We start from the raw sequence: 18,969 nt of genomic DNA on the forward strand, positions 1-18,969 counted from the left end.
CGCATCTCTGTCTTTAATAGGCAGAGTATTTTTTCAGTTTTTGCATTTCTTCCATCATCTTTTTCTTCTGTTCTTCCAAATCCTGCGGATGCAGCTTCTGCTGTCCGGATTCTGAGTCAGACGCTGTTTCCTTTTCTGTCATCCAATCAGGAAGCTTTTCTTCACGAATCACTTTTTGGTTTCGTTTCGAAGACTTTGTTTTTCCTTCAGCCCATTCAAGATACTGGCGGTTTTCTTCTATTGCGAGCTTCATCGCTTCCCTGACCGTTTTTACCTTTTTGCGTGCCCAATGCGAAGCGATTTTTTGGATATAGTTTTTCGACAGCTTCATGTCGGTTTTCAGCATGACATAATAAATTAACACATTTGTGACGCCTGGCTCGAGCTTCTGTTCGAACATAATTTCTTCTATGATCTTCAGATCAGCTTTTGACGGCTCTGTTCCGTCAGCAATGTCCTGCAGAAGCTTCTTCGGGGAAATCGCCTCCAGCAATGCGATCAGCTTCCCATCCAGAGAATCCTCTTCTGCCGGTTTTTCGCCTTCACGCAGATGCACCGGCTGTGTTTTTTCCACCAAATCGGGCAGCTGTCCGTTTCTTTCAATTTGATACCAGTCGCTCGCCGCTTTTCTTAATGCCTCCGTCGTAATGACGTCACGCTCATCAATTGCGCTCATCACAACATTTTGCATTTGCAAAGGGTCAATTCCGTACAGATAAGAAAGCTTTTTGATTGTGTCCCGCACCTGCTGGGTCATCGCTTTTCTCGGTATCATCGTCTCAGAAAGTCCCGCTAAAAACAAATCAAAATCAAACACATCCTCCGTTATGGTGTAGGACGGAGACTGTCCGACAGAAGTATACTCGGACCCCTCGGCAAGCCTTACCGTTTCCTCCATATCGGATGTGAGCTTCCATTCACTCGGCTGCAGCGATTCAAACGCATGATTAAACGGACGCGTAATGTCCTTCGCATCTTCTGAAATGGCCGGGTGCGTAAAAAATTGTTTTAATTGCTGATATTTCGTTTTTCCGACCCTATTATACAGAAAAACATTCAGCATTCCGTCTTCAAAAAATTCATTTGGTCTGAGCGGCGGAAGGAGTTCATATATAAAGAGGCGCTCCTGCCGCTCGGATTCTTTCATATATACTTTCAGCAATCCGATGCCCTCGAGCTTCCCCTGTTCCTGATGGATCGTTTTTAAGTTGGACTGTGTCATCCCCATCAGCTGTCTATGTGTGGACTCTCCGCCCCACAGACGGTTTTGTTCAAGCTCTCCCCACAATGTCATATAAAGAGAGAATGCAACAGGGCCGATTAAGGGCTGGTACAGTTGTGTAATAATTTGTCTGTCAATATCCTGCAGCATCGATCTGCTTTTAACCACATACGGGTCTACAGGCAGTACATCTTTCCAATAGTCAGCCATACATTCTCAAACCTTCCGAATTTGTTTCTACCTTTCATTTTACACCGTTTCTTATATCTATCAAATGCCAATTTTGCACATGAGAAAAGAGCTAGAAGAATCCTCTTAGCTCTTTTAACGCTCTTTCTTTATTAAGTCTTTTAATTCATCGATAAAGACGTTTATATCTTTAAACTGCCGATAGACGGACGCGAACCTCACATATGCGACTTCGTCAATCTTAGCCAGCCGGTCCATGACCATTTCTCCGACGAGCTCACTCTTCACCTCGGAGCAGCCTTGATTGCGAAGCTCTTTTTCAATATCAAAGCACATGTCTTCAAGCGTTTTGAGTGAAACAGGCCTTTTTTCACATGCTTTTATGAGGCCGCGCAGCATTTTTTCTCTGCTGAATTCCTCACGCACACCTTCTTTTTTCACAACGATGAGCGGGGTTTCCTCCACTTTCTCAAAGGTCGTAAACCGGTAGTGGCAGGATTCGCACTCGCGTCTTCGGCGAATCGACTTTCCGTCATCCACAGGCCGTGAATCAAGGACTCGTGTTCCGTTATGCTGGCATGAAGGACATTTCAATAAAATCAGCTCCCAACTATATCGTTCCCTGCAATGTATTTTCGGCAGCCTCCGCCTTTTAAAAATAGATGTGACAGCATCTGTCGGGAGAGCCGTTGTTAAATTTGTTTCTATAGCATTAGGTGGTTTGTGAAAATCTCCTTCTTATTTTACAAAAAAAATGAAAAAAGAAAAAGCTGACACTCTCGTTTCTTTATAAAAATAAAAGGAGCATAAGCTAAAAAGCGCATAATGGCTTTCTAGCTTCAGCTCCCTTTGTGTTCGCAATTTACTTTATAGTACTTTCGCTTGCGCCTGTTTAATTTGCACAGGCCCCATTCCTCTTGGTATTTCAATGTTTTCTCTTGTATCAGCATGTAATGCCTCTGCAATGTAATCAGCAGCGACATTAGGATCTAAGTCTCCACAAGTATAAACATCAATGCTCGCATATCCGTGCTCAGGAAAACTGTGAATCGTTAAGTGTGATTCAGAAATAATCACAACTCCGCTTACGCCTTGCGGTGCAAATTTGTGAAATGCAACCTCGCGCACCTCAGCACCTGATTTTAGAGCAGCATTTACAAACGTTTTTTCAATAAAATCCATGTCATTCAGCTTATCAAAATCGCATCCCCATAGCTCGGAGATAACGTGACGCCCCATTGTTTCCATAGTCATGGACCCCCCTTAACAAGAATTAAAAAGTGAAATTCCAACAACTGGGTCGGCCATTTACCACGGGGGAAAGTTAGTCCGGAGAGGTCCTAACCCTTTAAGTAATTCCGAAACAGTCTCAAGCAAGAAGTTCACGAAAAATAGTATACTGTGTTTAAGTCTAATTTGCAAGGTGCGTTTTTTCAGAAATATGCTGTTAAGGGTTTTTTCTTTAAAATGTGTCCATGACCTTATTTTATACAGCAGACGGATGTTTCATTCGTGCCGCTACATGGCGGATCAGATCAACAACTCTGCAGGAGTAGCCCCATTCGTTGTCATACCACGCCAGCACCTTTACTTTCCTGTCTTCCATTACCATTGTTGTAAGCCCGTCAATGACCGCTGAATGAGGATTCGTATTATAATCAGTCGAAACAAGCGGTTCATCTGAGTAATCAAGTACACCGTACATCGACGTTTTGGCAGCGCGTTTAAATGCCTCGTTTACTTCTTCAGCCGTAACATCCGTTTTCAGATCAACAACGAGATCAACCAATGAGACGTTCGGAACAGGGACACGCAAGGCGAGGCCGTGAAGTTTTCCTTTCAAATGCGGCAGCACAAGTGAAAGCGCCTTTGCCGCTCCTGTTGTCGTCGGAATGATGGATTCACCGCAAGCCCGCGCCCGGCGCAAATCTTTGTGCGGGTTATCAATATTTTTTTGGTCATTCGTATACGCATGAACTGTAGTCATCAGACCGCTCTCAATGCCAAACTCTTCATCCAGCACTTTTACAACAGGCGCAAGGCAATTTGTCGTGCATGACGCATTTGAAATAATGACATGGCGCTCAGCGTCGAATTGGTCCTCATTTACGCCCATCACAATGGTAACGTCTTCATTTTTTCCCGGAGCGGTCAAAATCACTTTTTTTGCACCTGCTTCTATATGGCCCATCGCTTTATCTTTAGCATTAAACTTCCCTGTTGCTTCGACGACTATGTCAATATCATATTCCCGCCAAGGCAGCTGTTTTGGATCACGGCTGTTTAACAAAAGCACTTTCTTTCCATTTACGATCAGGCTGTCTTCACCAGCCACAACCTCTTTGTCGTATCTGCCGTGAATTGTGTCATACTTTATTAAATGAGCCAGCGTTTCTGCGGAATAGCTGGCGTTAATGGCCACTACTTGAATTTGATCGTCTAACATCGCTTTTCTAAAAACCATTCTTCCGATTCTTCCAAACCCGTTGATCGCTACTTTTACCTTCATGTTGGACACCCCTTATCAATTATGCCATCCTAATTTGTTACTATCTAAAATTAGTATAACACATTAAAACAAATTCGCCAGTACATATTGATAAAAATCAACGATTATAACGCTAATTTATGATGCATCTTATGTTTTCTTGCACAGAATATCAGGCGTAAGAACCAAAAAGCAGCCAGCGCTCCGCACTGACTGCCCTCATGCTTTATGATTCCTGTTTTAACTTATCATTGAGCACACTTTCTTCTAGCACAGAAAATGTATCCCCGTACACTCTGTTAATATGATTCGCTCCCCAAGCACACAGCATATCTAAAATCCCTTCTAAGCTGCGGCCGTATTCGCTGAGCTCATATTCCACTTTGGGAGGAACTTGATTATATACGATTCGGTTAATGACACCGTCCGCTTCCAGCTCGCGCAGCTGCTGAGTCAGCATTTTTTGCGTGATATTGGGCATTAGGCGTTTTAATTCGCTTGTGCGTTTTTTTCCGTGCGTCAAATGGCATAAAATGACGCATTTCCATTTCCCTCCAATCACTTCAAGAGTCGCTTCAACAGAAATGTTATATTTTTTCTTCTCCATACAATCCATTCTCCTCACAGGCACCAAAAAGTGACTATAGCACTTCAAAGTACGTACTTTTATTTCTTAACGATATGTTTCATAATCACATTTGCCGGCTGATTTGAATCTGCTCTTTTTTATTTATATAGCTTACTCGGCAGAATTTCAATCATACAACACATCTTACAAAGGAGGAACATCATGACTTCAGCCAAAAGCAGTATTCCTGCACTACTGGCTTTGGCCGTAAGTGCATTCGCAATAGGGACAACTGAATTTATCAGTGTCGGCCTTTTGCCGCTCATTGCTGATGACCTGCATATTCCAGTCACGACAGCAGGATTAACCGTTTCCCTTTATGCGCTCGGCGTTACATTTGGGGCACCTATATTAACTTCATTGACCTCAAGCATGTCGCGTAAGACACTATTGCTTTGGATCATGTTTATTTTTATTGCCGGTAATACGATGGCAGCAACCGCTTCAAGCATCGGGATTTTACTAGCAGCACGTGTGATATCGGCATTTTCGCACGGTGTGTTTATGTCGATCGGTTCGACAATCGCAGCGGATATTGTCCCGGAAGATAAAAGGGCTAGCGCGATTTCAATTATGTTTACCGGCCTCACTGTGGCAACTGTAACCGGAGTTCCTTTTGGGACATTTATCGGCCAGCAGTTCGGCTGGCGTTTCGCCTTTATGGTCATTATCGCCGTCGGAATCATTGCTTTCATTACAAATGGCATTCTTGTACCGTCCAAATTACGAAAAGGGACGAAAACAACGATGCGGGATCAATTGAAGCTTGTGACAAACAGCCGGTTATTGCTTTTATTTGTCATTACAGCGCTTGGATACGGAGGAACATTCGTTGTGTTCACGTATCTGTCTCCCCTGCTTCAGGAAGTAACAGGCTTCAAAGCCGGGACTGTTGCAGTGATTCTGCTCGGATACGGAATAGCTATTGCTATCGGCAATATGATTGGCGGAAAGCTGTCAAACCGAAATCCGATTGCCGCTTTATTCTATATGTTTATCGTACAAGCAATTGTTCTATTCGTACTGACATTTACAGCCCCGTATCAAACAGCAGGGCTCATTACCATTCTCTGTATGGGATTGCTGGCCTTTATGAACGTGCCCGGCCTTCAGGTGTATGTCGTCATGCTGGCTGAGCGTTTTGTCCCGAGTGCAGTTGACGTCGCATCCGCGATGAATATCGCTGCCTTTAATGCAGGAATCGCGCTTGGGTCATACCTTGGCGGTGTGATCACCGATTCAATCGGATTGATTCATACCGCTTGGATAGGCGGATTAATGGTGGTCGGTGCAGTCATTTTAACAGGCTGGAGCCGCTTAATGGAAAAACGAGATCGGCAGGAAGCCTGACAATTTTAAAGGAGGAAATGAACATGACAACACATTTACAAGCAAAAGCAACACTTCATAATGGGGTAGAAATGCCTTGGTTCGGCCTCGGCGTGTTCCAAGTGGAAGAAGGATCTGAACTGGTAAACGCAGTTAAAACTGCCATTGTTCACGGGTACCGCAGTATTGATACTGCAGCTATCTATGGAAATGAAGCTGGCGTTGGAGAAGGGATTCGGGAAGGCATTGAAGAAGCAGGCATTTCAAGAGAGGATCTGTTTATCACATCGAAAGTATGGAATGCGGATTTAGGCTACGAAGAAACACTCGCCGCGTTTGAAACAAGCCTATCCAAACTCGGTCTGGATTATTTGGATCTATACCTCATCCACTGGCCTGTAGAAGGAAAGTATAAAGAAGCTTGGAGAGCGCTTGAAACGCTGTATAAAGAAGGCCGTATCAAAGCGATTGGCGTAAGCAACTTCCAAATTCACCATCTTGAAGATCTGATGACGGCAGCTGAAATTAAGCCTATGATTAACCAAGTGGAATTTCACCCGCGCCTCACACAAAAAGAGTTGATAAGATACTGCCAAAATCAGGGCATCCAGATGGAGGCTTGGTCACCTTTAATGCAGGGGCAGCTGCTGGATCATCCTGTATTGGCTGACATCGCTCAAACATATAACAAATCTGTCGCACAAATTATTTTGCGCTGGGATCTGCAGCATGGCATTATAACGATTCCTAAATCAACGAAGGAACACCGCATTAAAGAAAATGCAAGCGTATTTGACTTTGAATTAACGCAGGATGACATGAACCGAATCGATGCACTGAATGAAAACTTGCGCGTCGGTCCTGATCCGGACAACTTTGATTTTTAATGGCCAAAAAACACCGTTCAATATGAACGGTGTTTTTTGTATTATGCCCAGCTGTTCATGATTTCATCAAGCTGCCTTTTGGTCTCTTCAAGCGTGCCGCTGTTATCGATGACTTGATCTGCTCTTGCTGTTTTTTCCTCTAAGGGCATTTGAGAGCGGATACGGCTGACTGCTTCTTCTTCCGTCAGCTGATTGCGCTTCATCAGACGTTCCAGTTGAAGCTCTTTTGTCACACTGACCACGATAATTTTATCAACCAATGATTCCAATTTGCTTTCGAACAATAGCGGGATATCCAATACAACAAATGCCTCCCGATTTGCAACGGCTTCATCACGGCGATTGAGCATTTCCTGCCTGACTGCGGGATGAACAATTGCATTTAAAGCGAGACGCTTTTGTTCATTTGTAAATACCAGCGCTCCAAGCTTTTTTCTATCTATATCGCCATTTGAGAGCAGTATGTCTTCACCGAATTCGTCAATGATTTGCCGGTAGGCCGGCATCCCTTTTTCTACCGCTTGTTTTGCAATGATATCTGCATCTATAACTGTTATTCCTTTTTCAATCAGCATATTGGCTACCGTGCTTTTGCCGCTAGCTATTCCTCCCGTTAAACCAATGACTAAGGTCAAGAGATCCACTCCTTTTTACAATTTCCAGAGCCCAATCGTGATTAATAGAAGCCCCGGCAAAAACGCCATTTTATCGATCCATTTCCACTTAGACAGAAAATGGCCGGCATTGATTCCAATTGATACAAACAGCGAGCTCATGATTGCCACGGCGATGCTCATCACAATCGGTGAAAAACCGAGAATGGCTGCGCCTATACCTGCTCCAAAGGCATCAATCGATAAGGCAAATCCCAATAAGACCGCCTCAATTCCATTGATCACACCCGATTTGTCGATATCCGCACTCATGGGTTTTCTCAAAATATGAATCACAATTCCTAATGACCGAACCTCTAAATTAAGCAGTGTTTTTTCATGCAAGAGGTATTCTTTATCTTTTGTCGGTTTGAAGAATTGGTACAGAACCCACGCACCGATTCCAACCAATATCAAACCGCCAAGCTTCTCCGTCACATATACAGGAACAAACTTCGTGAGAAAGCTTCCGATCAGCATGGATATAAACATGACAGCACCGGAACAGCAGGCGATAACCAAAATCGCTTTAAACGGTATTTTCATTTTTCTCAATCCGTACGTAAATCCGACTGAAAAACTGTCCAAGCTGACAGCCAACGCCAGCAGCAGTATAGAAACCATTTGCATATCCGTTTCTTCCTTTCTGTTGGTGCTCTTGTATCAGATGTGAAATGCCCGGGATTCATCACAATCATATATATGGGAAAGTGAAAAATCCGTGTTTCGAAAATGGCATCCTCCATTACAGAGTTACTGATATATGCACCGACAGCTTGGACGATGAAGCATTATGCTACTTTTTTTTCTGGCACTTTGCGCAAAAATGCGTGCCTCTTCCTCCAACGACAATTTTCGAAATCATCGTTCCGCAATTTTTGCATGGCTCGTCTTTTTTTCCGTACACAAAATGCTGCAGCTGGAACATTCCGATTTCCCCTTGGGAGTTGATATATGAACGGACTGTGCTTCCGCCCGCATCAATCGCCTCCTGCAGAGTGTTTTTGATTTCAGCGTGAAGGGTTTTGATTGTTTTATCTGATAATTGATTTGCTTTTATCTCGGGATGAACACCCGCTCTGAAAAGAGCCTCATCCACATAAATGTTTCCTAGTCCAACTACCGTTTTTTGATCCAGTAGGGCAGTTTTGACAGCGCGGTTTGTTTTCGCAAGCCGTTCTTTTAAATACGCACTCGTAAATTCTTCTGCATCCGGCTCCGGACCTAACTGAGAAAGCGGGAGCTCGCCCGCTTCTTCTCCCGGTTTAAATAAGTGCATGGTTCCAAATTTCCGCACATCCCTGTACCGGAGCTGGGTTCCATCCGTCATCGTGAATATGACATGCACGTGTTTATCGTCAGGCTCCTCGGCTTGATGAAGACCGTATTTTCCTTCCATTCGAAGGTGAGAAACCATAACATAATGATCTAAATGAAACAGTAAAAACTTTCCCCGTCTTCCGATGGACTGTATCGTTTCTCCTGCTAGTTTTCGCGCAAATTCCTCCGGTTCGGCAGGCCGTTTGATGATATTCGGCCATCTGATCTCTACCGATTTGATTGTTTTTCCCTTTACAAGCCCGGTCAGAGTGCGCCGGACCGTCTCAACCTCTGGTAATTCCGGCACATCCATCACTTCCTATCTCTGTTTATTTCGCATCGTACCAAGATGGGCCTGATGCAAAGTCCACCTTTAACGGCACATCTAATGCAAGCGCATGCTCCATCACTTCAGGAACAAGCTTTTCAAGAATTTCAATTTCTTCCTTTGGCGCCTCAAAAATCAATTCATCGTGTACTTGAAGCAGAAGCCTTGCTTTCAACTTTTTTTCTTTCAGCTTGGCAGCCATGTCAATCATGGCTTTTTTGATAATATCAGCGGCGCTTCCTTGAATCGGCGTATTCATGGCCGTCCGCTCTGCAAAACTTCGGATATTAAAGTTCCGGCTCGTCAGCTCAGGGATGTAGCGGCGGCGATGCATAAGCGTTGTTACGTATCCTTTTTGCTTCGCTTCCTGTACTGAATCTTCCATGTACGCTTTTACGCCTTGGAAGCTTTCCAGATAGCGGTCGATAAATGCTCCCGCTTCCTTCCGGGTAATGCCGAGGTTCTGTGACAAACCGTAATCGCTGATCCCGTATACAATGCCAAAGTTGACCGCTTTCGCCTGGCGTCTCATCGCAGATGTCACTTCATCCTTAGCGACATGGAACACATCCATTGCCGTTTTCGTGTGAATATCCATATCATTTGTAAAAGCTTCGATCAGATTTTCATCCTTTGAAATATGGGCAAGCACCCGCAGCTCGATTTGTGAATAATCGGCTGCAAAAATGAGCCAGTCTTTTTCAGACGGCACAAAAGCTTGGCGAATTTTCCGCCCTTCCTCAAGCCTGATCGGAATGTTTTGCAGGTTCGGATCAGTCGAGCTGAGACGGCCAGTTTGCGTTAAGGCCTGGTTAAATCGCGTGTGCACTTTATGCGAATCCGGTCTCGTCACCTTTAAAAGCCCTTCGATATATGTTGATTGAAGCTTGCCAATTTGTCTGTACTGTAAAATATAGTCGACAATATCATGCTTGTCAGCCAGCTTTTCAAGCACATCGGCAGACGTAGAATAGCCTGTTTTCGTTTTCTTTACGACAGGAAGGCCGATCTTTTCAAATAAGATGACACCTAGCTGTTTCGGAGAATTGATGTTAAACGGCTCTCCCGCAATCTCATGGATTTTTTCTTCATATTCCTTCAGCTTCGCACCCAGTTCTTCACCCATCCGTTTTAAACGGTCAACATCGACCTTGACGCCAGTTGATTCCATTTCGCCGAGAATAAGCGCAAGAGGCATTTCCAGCTCTTCAAACAGTTCAAGCTGGTCGTTGTTTTCCAGCTCCCGAACGAGCTTTTCCCGAAGGCTTTGAATCGCTAACGCTTTTCGGCCAAGGTGCTCAGACAGTACGTCTTCTGACGGCACTGCCCGTTTTGCTCCTTTTCCATAAACTGATTCATCACTTGAAACGATATGCAGGCCGTAATCCTTAGCCACACTCGCAACGTCGTCATATGAATTGCCCGGGTTGATGATATAAGCCGCAAGGAGCGTATCAAACTCGGCTCCTTTCAGCTCAATGCCCTGCCAGCGCAAAGCGACAACAGCCCGCTTGCTGTCGAAGACCCATTTCTTCTGCTCGTCATTTTCCACCCATTCTTTAAACACCTCAGACTCAACGGCAATGTCTTTTGGAATGAAATAAGCTCCCGTTTCATTTACGATCGAAAATCCGAGGATCGGCTCTTCATGATAATTATCGCCAATCTGTTCAACGACAAATGCGGATGGAGACACCAATATATCGCTTGTCACGTCTGTTACTGTTTTGACATTAATGTCTTCCAACGATTGATCCTGTTCTGCTTCTGCACTGTCTTCTCCAAGCCGTTCAAGAAGCGTGTTGAAGCCAAGATCTTTAAAGATGGCAATGACCTGTTCACGATTAAAGCCTTGATATTCCAGGCCGGAAACAGATACCTCAATCGGAGCATCCGTCATAATTGTCGCAAGCTCCTTGCTCATCAATGCCTGATCCTTAAACTCCTCAAGCTTTTCCTTCAATTTCTTTCCGCTCACCTCGTCAATGGACTCCAGCAGCTTTTCAACGGAATCAAATTGTTTTAAAAGCTTAATCGCAGTCTTTTCTCCGACGCCGGGCACACCCGGAATATTATCTGAGGAATCGCCCATCAGACCCTTCATGTCAATGATTTGTTCAGGCGTAAGCCCATATTTCTCTTTGACATGCTCCGGTGTGTAAAATTCAACATCGGTAATTCCCTTTCTCGTAATGGCAACTGTCGTTTTGTCCGTTGCCAGCTGTGTTAAATCCTTATCTCCTGAGAAAACCTTAACTTCAAATCCGTCTTTTTCAGCCGATTTGGCCAGTGTGCCGATAATATCATCCGCTTCATATTGTTCCAGTTCATAGCGGCTGATCTGGTAGGCATCCAGCAGCTCGCGGATAAACGGCATTTGTTCGGAAAGCTCAGGCGGGGTTTTCTGTCTGCCGCCTTTATATTCTTTAAATGTGCCGTGACGAAATGTTGTTTTCCCCGCATCAAACGCAACCAGCATGTGCGTCGGTTTTTCATCCTCAAGCATTTTCATCAAAATCATCGCAAAGCCGTATACAGCATTTGTATGAACACCTTTATCATTGCTTAACAGCGGCAATGCAAAAAACGCCCGGTAAGCCAGACTGTTTCCGTCTACAAGCACTAATTTTTTTCGTTCCGTCATTCAATTTCCTCCTAAGAAGCCTCAGGCTTCCATTCATCTCTTACATAGTCATTAGCTCCTCTTATTTTAACAAAGTTCAATTTGAAAGGAAAATACGTGAACTATAAGAGAAGACACAAAAAAGGACGGGAACACAAATAGGTTCCCGCCGTCAAAATTGGCTCCTTGGATGAAGGGGTTCTACTACATCCTACCAGCATAGGTTTAACAGTGCATGAAGATATTGTTAAACCTTTGTAAACATTAGGCGGACTTTTCAGCGGCCCGTTTCAGCGTCACGGTAAAGACAGTTCCCCGTCCAGGCTCGCTTGTGACATCAATTTTCCCTTCATGAGCCTCTATTAAATGCTTGACAATCGCAAGGCCCAGTCCGGTTCCGCCCGAATTCCTGCTTCTGTCTTTATCTACGCGGTAAAAGCGTTCAAAGATGCGCGGAATTTCTTCTTTCTGAATTCCGATTCCAGAATCGGCAACCTCAATCTGAATGTCTTTTTCTCTGGGCTTTACATTGATAGCCACGGAGCCCCCCTCAGGCGTGTAGGTTAATGCATTGTTTACGAGATTAAGAAATACCTGTTTCAGCCTGTACGGGTCACCAGATACATATTGAGGGTCTTTCGGGACATTCAGTTGCAAGGAGATGCCTTTCTCATCCGCCTTATGCTTCAGAAGCGTTTCAATCTCACCAAGCATTTTGGCCGGCTCAAACGTTTCGATACTGAGCGTGAAATTTTGCTGCTCGATTTTTGAGAGATCGAGCAAATCCTGAACCAAAGACTGAAGCCTTTCGCTTTCCTTAAGAATAATAGAGAGAAATTCAGAAAGCGCCTCTTTGTCTTCCATCGCCCCGTCCAATAACGTCTCCGTAAACCCTTTTATGGACGTAATCGGTGTTTTCAGCTCATGAGAAACATTGGCCACAAAATCCTTCCTCATCTGCTCTAATTTCTTCGTTTCCGTCATGTCATGGAAAACGAGCACAATTCCTTTCCATTCATCGTCCGGCCCCATAATCGGAACGCCGTCCACTTCAAAATAACGCCGTTCTATTTTGATCGGCAGTCTTAACAGCTTGCATTTCTTTGTCTCCGTCATAAAAATGTCTTCGACAAGCTGGATCACTTCTTCATGTTCAAATGCATCGTGATAAAGACGGCGCAGCATATGATTCGGATTGATATGAAACTGCTTGGCGTAAGATCTGTTTACGAGATTAATAAAGCCTCTTCCGTCGATCATAATCAGCCCGGAGCCAATGTTTTCAATGACTGTCAGCAGCCGATCCCGCTGCATTTCCTGCGTTCGCGTCATTTCCATCAGATCAATGGCAAGGCTGTTCATCGCATGTCCTAGCTTATCAGAACGCCTAATATAGCCGCCGTACGTCCGTGCATCGTAGTTGCCCTTAGAGAGTTCTGTGGCTACATTTGTCGCTGACTCAATTGACCTTTTATAACGTGAGGTCATGCTGGAATAAAAATAAATAATGACGATAAATGCGGTACAAAGACTGGCCGTCAGCATTCCCCACAATTCGCCTTTTAAGCCGTCGCTTTTTTCAGAGGCGGAAAGCAGCACATATCCTGTTTTTTCCCCTTCGCTTCTAAGTGAAAGTCCGTAATAAAGCTTGTTATCTGTTGTTGACAGAATACCCTCATGGCCAGAAACAAGCGCCTGCACCTTTTGGGAATCAGCCGCTCTCCCGTTTGACCCATACAGCACCTTGCCGTCTGTATCGATAACGGATGCGCTCACATCAAGCGCGCCGCCTGCATCTTTAATGATTTTCTCATTTGCTTGATCATTCAGATTGCCGGCATCAAGAAGCGAAGCCAAGTATTTTGCTTCTTTTTCAATGTGTTCCTCTGCTTTCCTTTGATCAGATGTTTCAAAAAGCTGCTGTAAAAACAGCCCGAGGACACAAAACACCAGAATCATACAGACAACGAATACAGAAAAAAGGCGCACACGGTATTTATTCATTCATTTTTGGCTCCTCCAGTTTATACCCCAATCCCCTAATCGTTTTAATGTAGATCGGTTTTTTGGTATTGTTTTCAATTTTGTCGCGAAGATGGCTGATGTGCACATCAACAATTCTCGTATCTCCGGCAAAATCATAATTCCAGACTGCGCTCAGCAGCAGGTCTCTTGTCAGAACTCTGCCTTTATGTCTGCCTAAATAGAGCAGCAGTTCGAATTCTTTCGGTGTCAGTTCAAGCTGACTTTCTTTAAAGTACGCTTCATAATGATCAGGCAGGATTTTTAGATCGCCGATTACGATCTGGCCTTCCATTTCATCGTTCTTCATCTCACTAGAGGGCGCAGCTATTTCCGAACGCCTTAAAATCGCTTTGACTCTCGCATTTACTTCCCTTGGACTGAACGGCTTGGTCATATAATCATCAGCACCGAGCTCCAGCCCTAATACTTTGTCGAATTCCTCATCCTTCGCTGTCAGCATTAAAATGGGAAACATCAGTTTTTGCTGTCTCAGCTGCTTGCATACTTCGATTCCGTCCAATTTTGGAAGCATCACATCAAGCACAATCAAATCAGGCTTCTCTGTTTCCGCTTTTTTGAGTGCTTCTTCCCCATCCGAGGCGGTAATGACATCATAGCCTGACCGTTCCAAATTGTACTGTAAAAGAGTAACAATAGATTCTTCATCATCCACAACTAAAATTTTCTTGTTCATGCTGTGCCTCCAGTATTATAATTCCCCGACATCCTATTTCTCTATTTTATGTCATCTTAACATGTTTCATGATTTTATTTTAGCGAAAGCAGGACATTCCGACAATTCGCCTTTTACATCATTTTTAAAAGAAATAAAGACGTTTATGATAACGCTTTCATTTATAGTAAAAAGAGAAAGGCTGTATTAAGCAAGCCTTTCTCCCTTTTTATTAGGATAATACTTTCATGACATTTTTGACAGATTCAACTGATTTATTCAGCTGCGCTCTTTCATAGTCTGTCAGTTCAAGTTCAATGATTTGCTCAAGACCGTTGCCGCCTACAATTGTAGGAACACCAAGGTAGATGCCTTCATAGCCGTATTCCCCTTCAAGATAAGCAATTGTAGGAAGAACGCGGCGCTGATCTTTCAAGATCGCTTCAACCATTTCTGTCAGAGAAGCCGCAGGCGCATAATACGCGCTTCCGTTTCCAAGAAGATTCACGATTTCGCCTCCGCCTTTTCTAGTGCGCTCCACAATTGCGTCAATCCGTTCTTTCGGAATAAGAGTTTCAAGCGGGATACCGCCAGCATAAGAATAACGCACAAGCGGCACCATATCGTCACCGTGTCCGCCGAGTACGAAACCAGTCACATCTTTCACTGACAGGTTTAATTCCTCTGCCACAAATGTTCTGAATCTTGCCGTATCAAGCACACCGGACTGGCCGATTACACGCTCTTTAGGGAAGCCTGATTCTTTGTACACCGCGTATGTCATTGCATCAACAGGATTTGTCAGCACCACAATAATAGAGTCAGGAGAATATTTCACGATTTCCCGCGTAACGCTTCTCATAATCTTTTCGTTTGTAGAGACCAGATCATCTCTGCTCATACCAGGTTTTCTTGCGATACCGGCTGTAATGACAACAATGTCAGAGCCAGCTGTATCCTTGTAATTAGATGTTCCCGTAATTTTTGCGTCAAAGCCTTGAACCGGGCTTGCTTCAAGCATATCAAGCGCTTTTCCCTTTGTCGGGTTCTCCAATTGCGGAATGTCAACAAGAACAACGTCTGCCAGCTCTTTTTGAGCGATTAAAAATGCAGTTGTAGCTCCGGTAAAACCTGCTCCGATAACAGAAACTTTTTTACGAGTATTTCCCATGTCTCTCTTCTCCTTTATGGCTAGTTTTAGGCTTTTTCCTTGCTTAGTCCATGTTTTTGATCAGTTCTTCTCCGAACTCTGAACATTTCACTTCAGTCGCCCCGTCCATTAATCTAGCAAAATCGTAAGTTACGACTTTGGAAGCGATTGTTTTTTCCATAGATTTGATAACCAAATCAGCCGCTTCGTTCCATCCTAAATGCTCAAGAAGCAGAACACCTGAAAGAATAACCGAAGATGGGTTTACTTTATCAAGGCCTGCATATTTAGGAGCCGTTCCGTGCGTCGCTTCGAAAATCGCATGTCCTGTTTCGTAGTTGATGTTCGCTCCAGGAGCAATGCCGATTCCGCCGACTTGCGCAGCAAGAGCATCTGAAATGTAATCTCCGTTCAAGTTCATTGTCGCAACGACATCAAACTCGTTTGGACGCGTTAAGATCTGCTGAAGGAAAATGTCAGCAATGCTGTCTTTGATAATGATTTTTCCTGCTGCTTCCGCTTCGCTTTGCGCTTTGTTGGCAGCATCTTTTCCTTGTTCTTCAGCAATGCGGTCATATTGAGCCCATGTAAAGACTTTATCTCCGTATTCTTTTTCAGCAAGTTCATAGCCCCAATTTTTGAAGGCGCCTTCTGTGAACTTCATGATGTTTCCTTTGTGAACAAGTGTTACAGATTTGCGGCCATGCTCGATCGCATAATCAATGGCAGCTCTGACCAAGCGGCTTGTTCCTTCTTCTGAAACAGGCTTAATGCCGATACCTGATGTCTCAGGGAAACGGATTTTGTTGACGTTTAACTCATTTTGAAGGAAGCTGATAAGCTTTTGCACTTCTTCAGAGCCTTTTGCATACTCGATGCCTGCGTAAATATCTTCTGTATTTTCACGGAAGATGACCATATCAGTATCTTCAGGGCGTTTTACCGGTGACGGCACTCCAGTAAAGTATCTTACAGGTCTTAAGCAGACGAATAGGTCAAGCTCTTGTCTGAGCGCTACGTTCAAAGAACGGATACCGCCGCCGACAGGTGTCGTTAACGGGCCTTTAATCGCGATGAAATATTCGCGGATCACATCTAATGTTTCAGCAGGGAGCCACTCACCTGTTTTATTATAAGCCTTTTCTCCGGCGTAAACTTCTTTCCATGTAATTTTCTTTTCGCCTTTGTATGCTTTTTCTACTGCTGCTTCCAAAACCTTCGAAGCCGCGTTCCAAATATCAGGACCGGTTCCGTCTCCTTCGATAAATGGGATAATCGGGTTGTTTGGTACGTTTAATACTCCGTTAGAGACTGTAATTTTTTCACCTTGTGCCACAATAAAAACCTCCCAGTATGTAATTCATATTTAGAAAACATTTTATTTTTCTTATATAGAAAATAAAATGATTTTTCCTAACATTCAATTTAAAGTGTAACCCAATTTTGATGTTCTGAACAAGAGGCTAACCTCATTGACGCAAGCCAGCCTCCAATGGTTCTTTAGGCTCTTTCTTCAATCGGAACGAATTTTTGTTTGTCAGGGCCTGTGTAATCTGCCCGCGGGCGGATCAGACGGTTGTTGTCATACTGCTCAAGAATATGAGCGAGCCAGCCGGACATTCTGCTTACAGCAAAAATCGGTGTAAACAAATCATGGTCAATACCGAGGCTGTGATATACAGAAGCCGAATAGAAATCAACGTTAGGCGGAAGCTTTTTCTCTGATGTGACGATGTCTTCTATACGAATCGACATCTCATACCATTTGCTTTCGCCTGTCAGGTTGGTCAGGCGCTTGCTCATTTCTTTCAGATGCTTCGCGCGCGGATCACCATGCTTATACACACGGTGGCCGAATCCCATGATTTTTTCTTTCTTTTCAAGTTTAGCGCGGATGTACGGCTCAGCGTTTTCCACTTCACCGATTTCTGTCAGCATTTTCATAACGCCTTCATTCGCTCCGCCGTGAAGAGGCCCTTTCAGCGCGCCGATTGCTGCAGTAATGCCTGAATAGATGTCAGAAAGTGTTGCGACGCAGACCCTCGCTGTGAACGTTGACGCGTTCAGCTCATGGTCAGCATGTAAAATCAATGCTTTGTTGAAGGCTTCAACCTCAATTGGTGAAGGCTCTTCACCGTTTAATGTGTAAAGAAAATTCTCCGCAATACCGTAATCTTCTCTCGGTTCAACAGGCTCAAGACCCTTGCGAATTCTGGAAAACGCTGCAACCAGGACAGGCACCTTTGCCTGAAGGCGGATCGCCTTTCTGTAGTTGGCTTCCGGGTTCATGGTATCAGCCTCGCTGTCTAGCAGGCCTAGTAATGAAATTGCTGTCCGAAGAGCAGCCATGGGATGAACATTTTCGAGGGAATAAGATTTGAAGTGCTCAATAATTTCTTGCGGAACGGCAGCTTCCTTTGCAAGCTGCTGCTTTAACTCTTCAAGCTCTTTTTTGTTTGGCAGCCTTAGATGCCAAAGCAAGTAGATGATTTCTTCAAAACTTGCATTCTCTGTCAAATCATCGATATCATACCCCACATATGTAAGGGTATCATCAATAATAGAACTAACAGATGATGTTGTTGCTACAACCCCTTCAAGACCGCGTGTCGCTGTCATATATAACATCTCCTTTTCAATAAATTTCCCCTTTAAGAGTGTTGTAAAAACATGAGGCTTACTTAAAAAGCACGATGCAAGTATTTCTCTCCCCCAAAAAGAAAATGCTTACATTTTACTGGCTGCTGGAACTAAAACCCTTTGCTTATGAAAGAACATAACAAATTCTTATAAGCTTATTTAAGTTTAAGCCTATTCTCATTATAAACAATAATCAGACATTTGTTAAATGTTTACCTATAATTTTTTTTTTCATTCTGTGATTTCCCCGAAAAAACGCCTTTATTTGCGGGTTTTTGCATAAAAAAAAAGCGGCTTTAAGGCCGCTTTTTTTTATGAAGTGAACAGTTTTACGATCTGCATGGCTAAATAAGCAATCCCCGCTCCGATCAGCGGTCCCACCGCAACTCCTCCAAAAAGCGCGACTGCAAGAATGGTCCCGATCACGAGAGCAGTTGTAATATGTGGATCATTTTCAAGCAGGGCCAGGCCGTTTTTTGCAATCAGCGCCACTGCGATCCCCGCTCCAAGGGCGATCCATGCGTAGGAAGACCGCATTGCTTCTCCAAGCTGCTTAAATCCGATTTCTCCCGTGGCAATCGGGACAAGAACGGCGATGGTAATAATGGTCACACCCCAGTTAATGCCTTTTGACTGGATGGTCGGAAATAATTTCTGATCAAGCCCAGCGATTTTGATGATCAAAAGGACGGATACAGCAAAGAGCAATGATTGGTTTTTTGCGATAAGTGCGATAGCCAAGAGTAAAATTAAAAATAAATTCGCTTGTGTAAACACATGCCATCCCTCCTTTAAGATGAATGTATTCATATTC

At 44.0% G+C, this 18,969-nt stretch carries 16 protein-coding genes and 1 pseudogene; 2 read left to right on the forward strand and 15 right to left on the reverse strand.

Annotation, left to right across the window (positions count from 1 at the left end):
• Positions 1 to 13: 13 nt before the first annotated feature.
• The 5 genes from dnaB to NSU05_RS14495 form a co-directional block, all read right to left on the reverse strand.
• A complete protein-coding gene (gene dnaB, locus NSU05_RS14475; RefSeq protein WP_015251489.1) occupies positions 14 to 1,432 on the reverse strand; it encodes a replication initiation membrane attachment protein DnaB in 1,419 nt (472 codons plus the stop codon).
• Positions 1,433 to 1,546: 114 nt separating this feature from the next.
• Positions 1,547 to 2,005 (reverse strand): transcriptional regulator NrdR, encoded by a 459-nt coding sequence (gene nrdR / locus NSU05_RS14480; protein WP_003223586.1) that lies wholly within the window; start codon positions 2,003 to 2,005, stop codon positions 1,547 to 1,549.
• Positions 2,006 to 2,278: 273 nt separating this feature from the next.
• The gene (speD, locus tag NSU05_RS14485; protein WP_003223584.1) at positions 2,279 to 2,659 is read right to left on the reverse strand and encodes an adenosylmethionine decarboxylase; all 381 of its coding nucleotides are present in this window, start codon (positions 2,657 to 2,659) and stop codon (positions 2,279 to 2,281) included.
• 238 nt (positions 2,660 to 2,897) lie between these two features.
• Positions 2,898 to 3,920 carry a glyceraldehyde-3-phosphate dehydrogenase gene (locus NSU05_RS14490; RefSeq protein WP_003229459.1) on the reverse strand — a complete coding sequence of 341 codons (1,023 nt, stop codon included), beginning with the start codon at positions 3,918 to 3,920 and terminating at the stop codon, positions 2,898 to 2,900.
• Positions 3,921 to 4,125: 205 nt separating this feature from the next.
• Positions 4,126 to 4,506 (reverse strand): winged helix-turn-helix transcriptional regulator, encoded by a 381-nt coding sequence (locus tag NSU05_RS14495; RefSeq protein WP_003229458.1) that lies wholly within the window; start codon positions 4,504 to 4,506, stop codon positions 4,126 to 4,128.
• A 183-nt stretch (positions 4,507 to 4,689) separates the two neighbouring features.
• On the opposite strand from NSU05_RS14495, the gene NSU05_RS14500 reads away from it, so the two are divergent.
• Together NSU05_RS14500 and ytbE are read left to right on the forward strand one after the other, a co-directional pair.
• Positions 4,690 to 5,877, forward strand: coding sequence for an MFS transporter (locus tag NSU05_RS14500; protein ID WP_015251485.1), 1,188 nt, complete (start codon positions 4,690 to 4,692; stop codon positions 5,875 to 5,877).
• Between the two features lie 23 nt (positions 5,878 to 5,900).
• Entirely contained in the window at positions 5,901 to 6,743 is an 843-nt protein-coding gene (gene ytbE, locus NSU05_RS14505; protein ID WP_003229455.1) for an aldo/keto reductase YtbE, read from the forward strand.
• A gap of 41 nt (positions 6,744 to 6,784) precedes the next feature.
• Here ytbE and coaE read toward each other — a convergent pair whose 3' ends face one another.
• The 10 genes and pseudogenes from coaE to NSU05_RS14555 all read right to left on the reverse strand — a co-directional run bounded on the left by coaE (position 6,785) and on the right by NSU05_RS14555 (position 18,932).
• Entirely contained in the window at positions 6,785 to 7,378 is a 594-nt protein-coding gene (gene coaE / locus NSU05_RS14510; RefSeq protein WP_004398928.1) for a dephospho-CoA kinase, read from the reverse strand.
• Between the two features lie 15 nt (positions 7,379 to 7,393).
• Positions 7,394 to 8,044, reverse strand: a pseudogene (gene ytaF, locus NSU05_RS14515) (sporulation membrane protein YtaF); the annotation flags it as partial.
• A 148-nt stretch (positions 8,045 to 8,192) separates the two neighbouring features.
• Positions 8,193 to 9,023, reverse strand: a complete 831-nt coding sequence (gene mutM, locus NSU05_RS14520) for a DNA-formamidopyrimidine glycosylase (protein ID WP_019712903.1) — start codon at positions 9,021 to 9,023, stop codon at positions 8,193 to 8,195.
• Between the two features lie 22 nt (positions 9,024 to 9,045).
• Entirely contained in the window at positions 9,046 to 11,688 is a 2,643-nt protein-coding gene (gene polA, locus NSU05_RS14525; protein WP_038429446.1) for a DNA polymerase I, read from the reverse strand.
• 243 nt (positions 11,689 to 11,931) lie between these two features.
• Positions 11,932 to 13,671: a sensory box histidine kinase PhoR gene (phoR, locus tag NSU05_RS14530; RefSeq protein ID WP_038429447.1), complete on the reverse strand. Its 1,740-nt coding sequence runs from the start codon at positions 13,669 to 13,671 to the stop codon at positions 11,932 to 11,934.
• Positions 13,664 to 14,386: a two-component system response regulator PhoP gene (phoP, locus tag NSU05_RS14535; RefSeq protein ID WP_003229442.1), complete on the reverse strand. Its 723-nt coding sequence runs from the start codon at positions 14,384 to 14,386 to the stop codon at positions 13,664 to 13,666. The genes phoR and phoP overlap by 8 nt, the downstream gene beginning before the upstream one ends.
• A gap of 211 nt (positions 14,387 to 14,597) precedes the next feature.
• Complete coding sequence (mdh, locus tag NSU05_RS14540) at positions 14,598 to 15,536, reverse strand: malate dehydrogenase (RefSeq protein WP_038429448.1); 939 nt, start codon at positions 15,534 to 15,536, stop codon at positions 14,598 to 14,600.
• Positions 15,537 to 15,579: 43 nt separating this feature from the next.
• Positions 15,580 to 16,851, reverse strand: coding sequence for an NADP-dependent isocitrate dehydrogenase (icd, locus tag NSU05_RS14545; protein ID WP_003229433.1), 1,272 nt, complete (start codon positions 16,849 to 16,851; stop codon positions 15,580 to 15,582).
• Between the two features lie 164 nt (positions 16,852 to 17,015).
• The gene (gene citZ / locus NSU05_RS14550; protein WP_038429449.1) at positions 17,016 to 18,134 is read right to left on the reverse strand and encodes a citrate synthase; all 1,119 of its coding nucleotides are present in this window, start codon (positions 18,132 to 18,134) and stop codon (positions 17,016 to 17,018) included.
• A gap of 333 nt (positions 18,135 to 18,467) precedes the next feature.
• Entirely contained in the window at positions 18,468 to 18,932 is a 465-nt protein-coding gene (locus NSU05_RS14555; RefSeq protein WP_038430040.1) for a DUF441 domain-containing protein, read from the reverse strand.
• Positions 18,933 to 18,969: the final 37 nt, after the last annotated feature.

Source organism: Bacillus sp. EU52 (assembly GCF_037964975.1).
Taxonomy (GTDB): domain Bacteria; phylum Bacillota; class Bacilli; order Bacillales; family Bacillaceae; genus Bacillus; species Bacillus subtilis.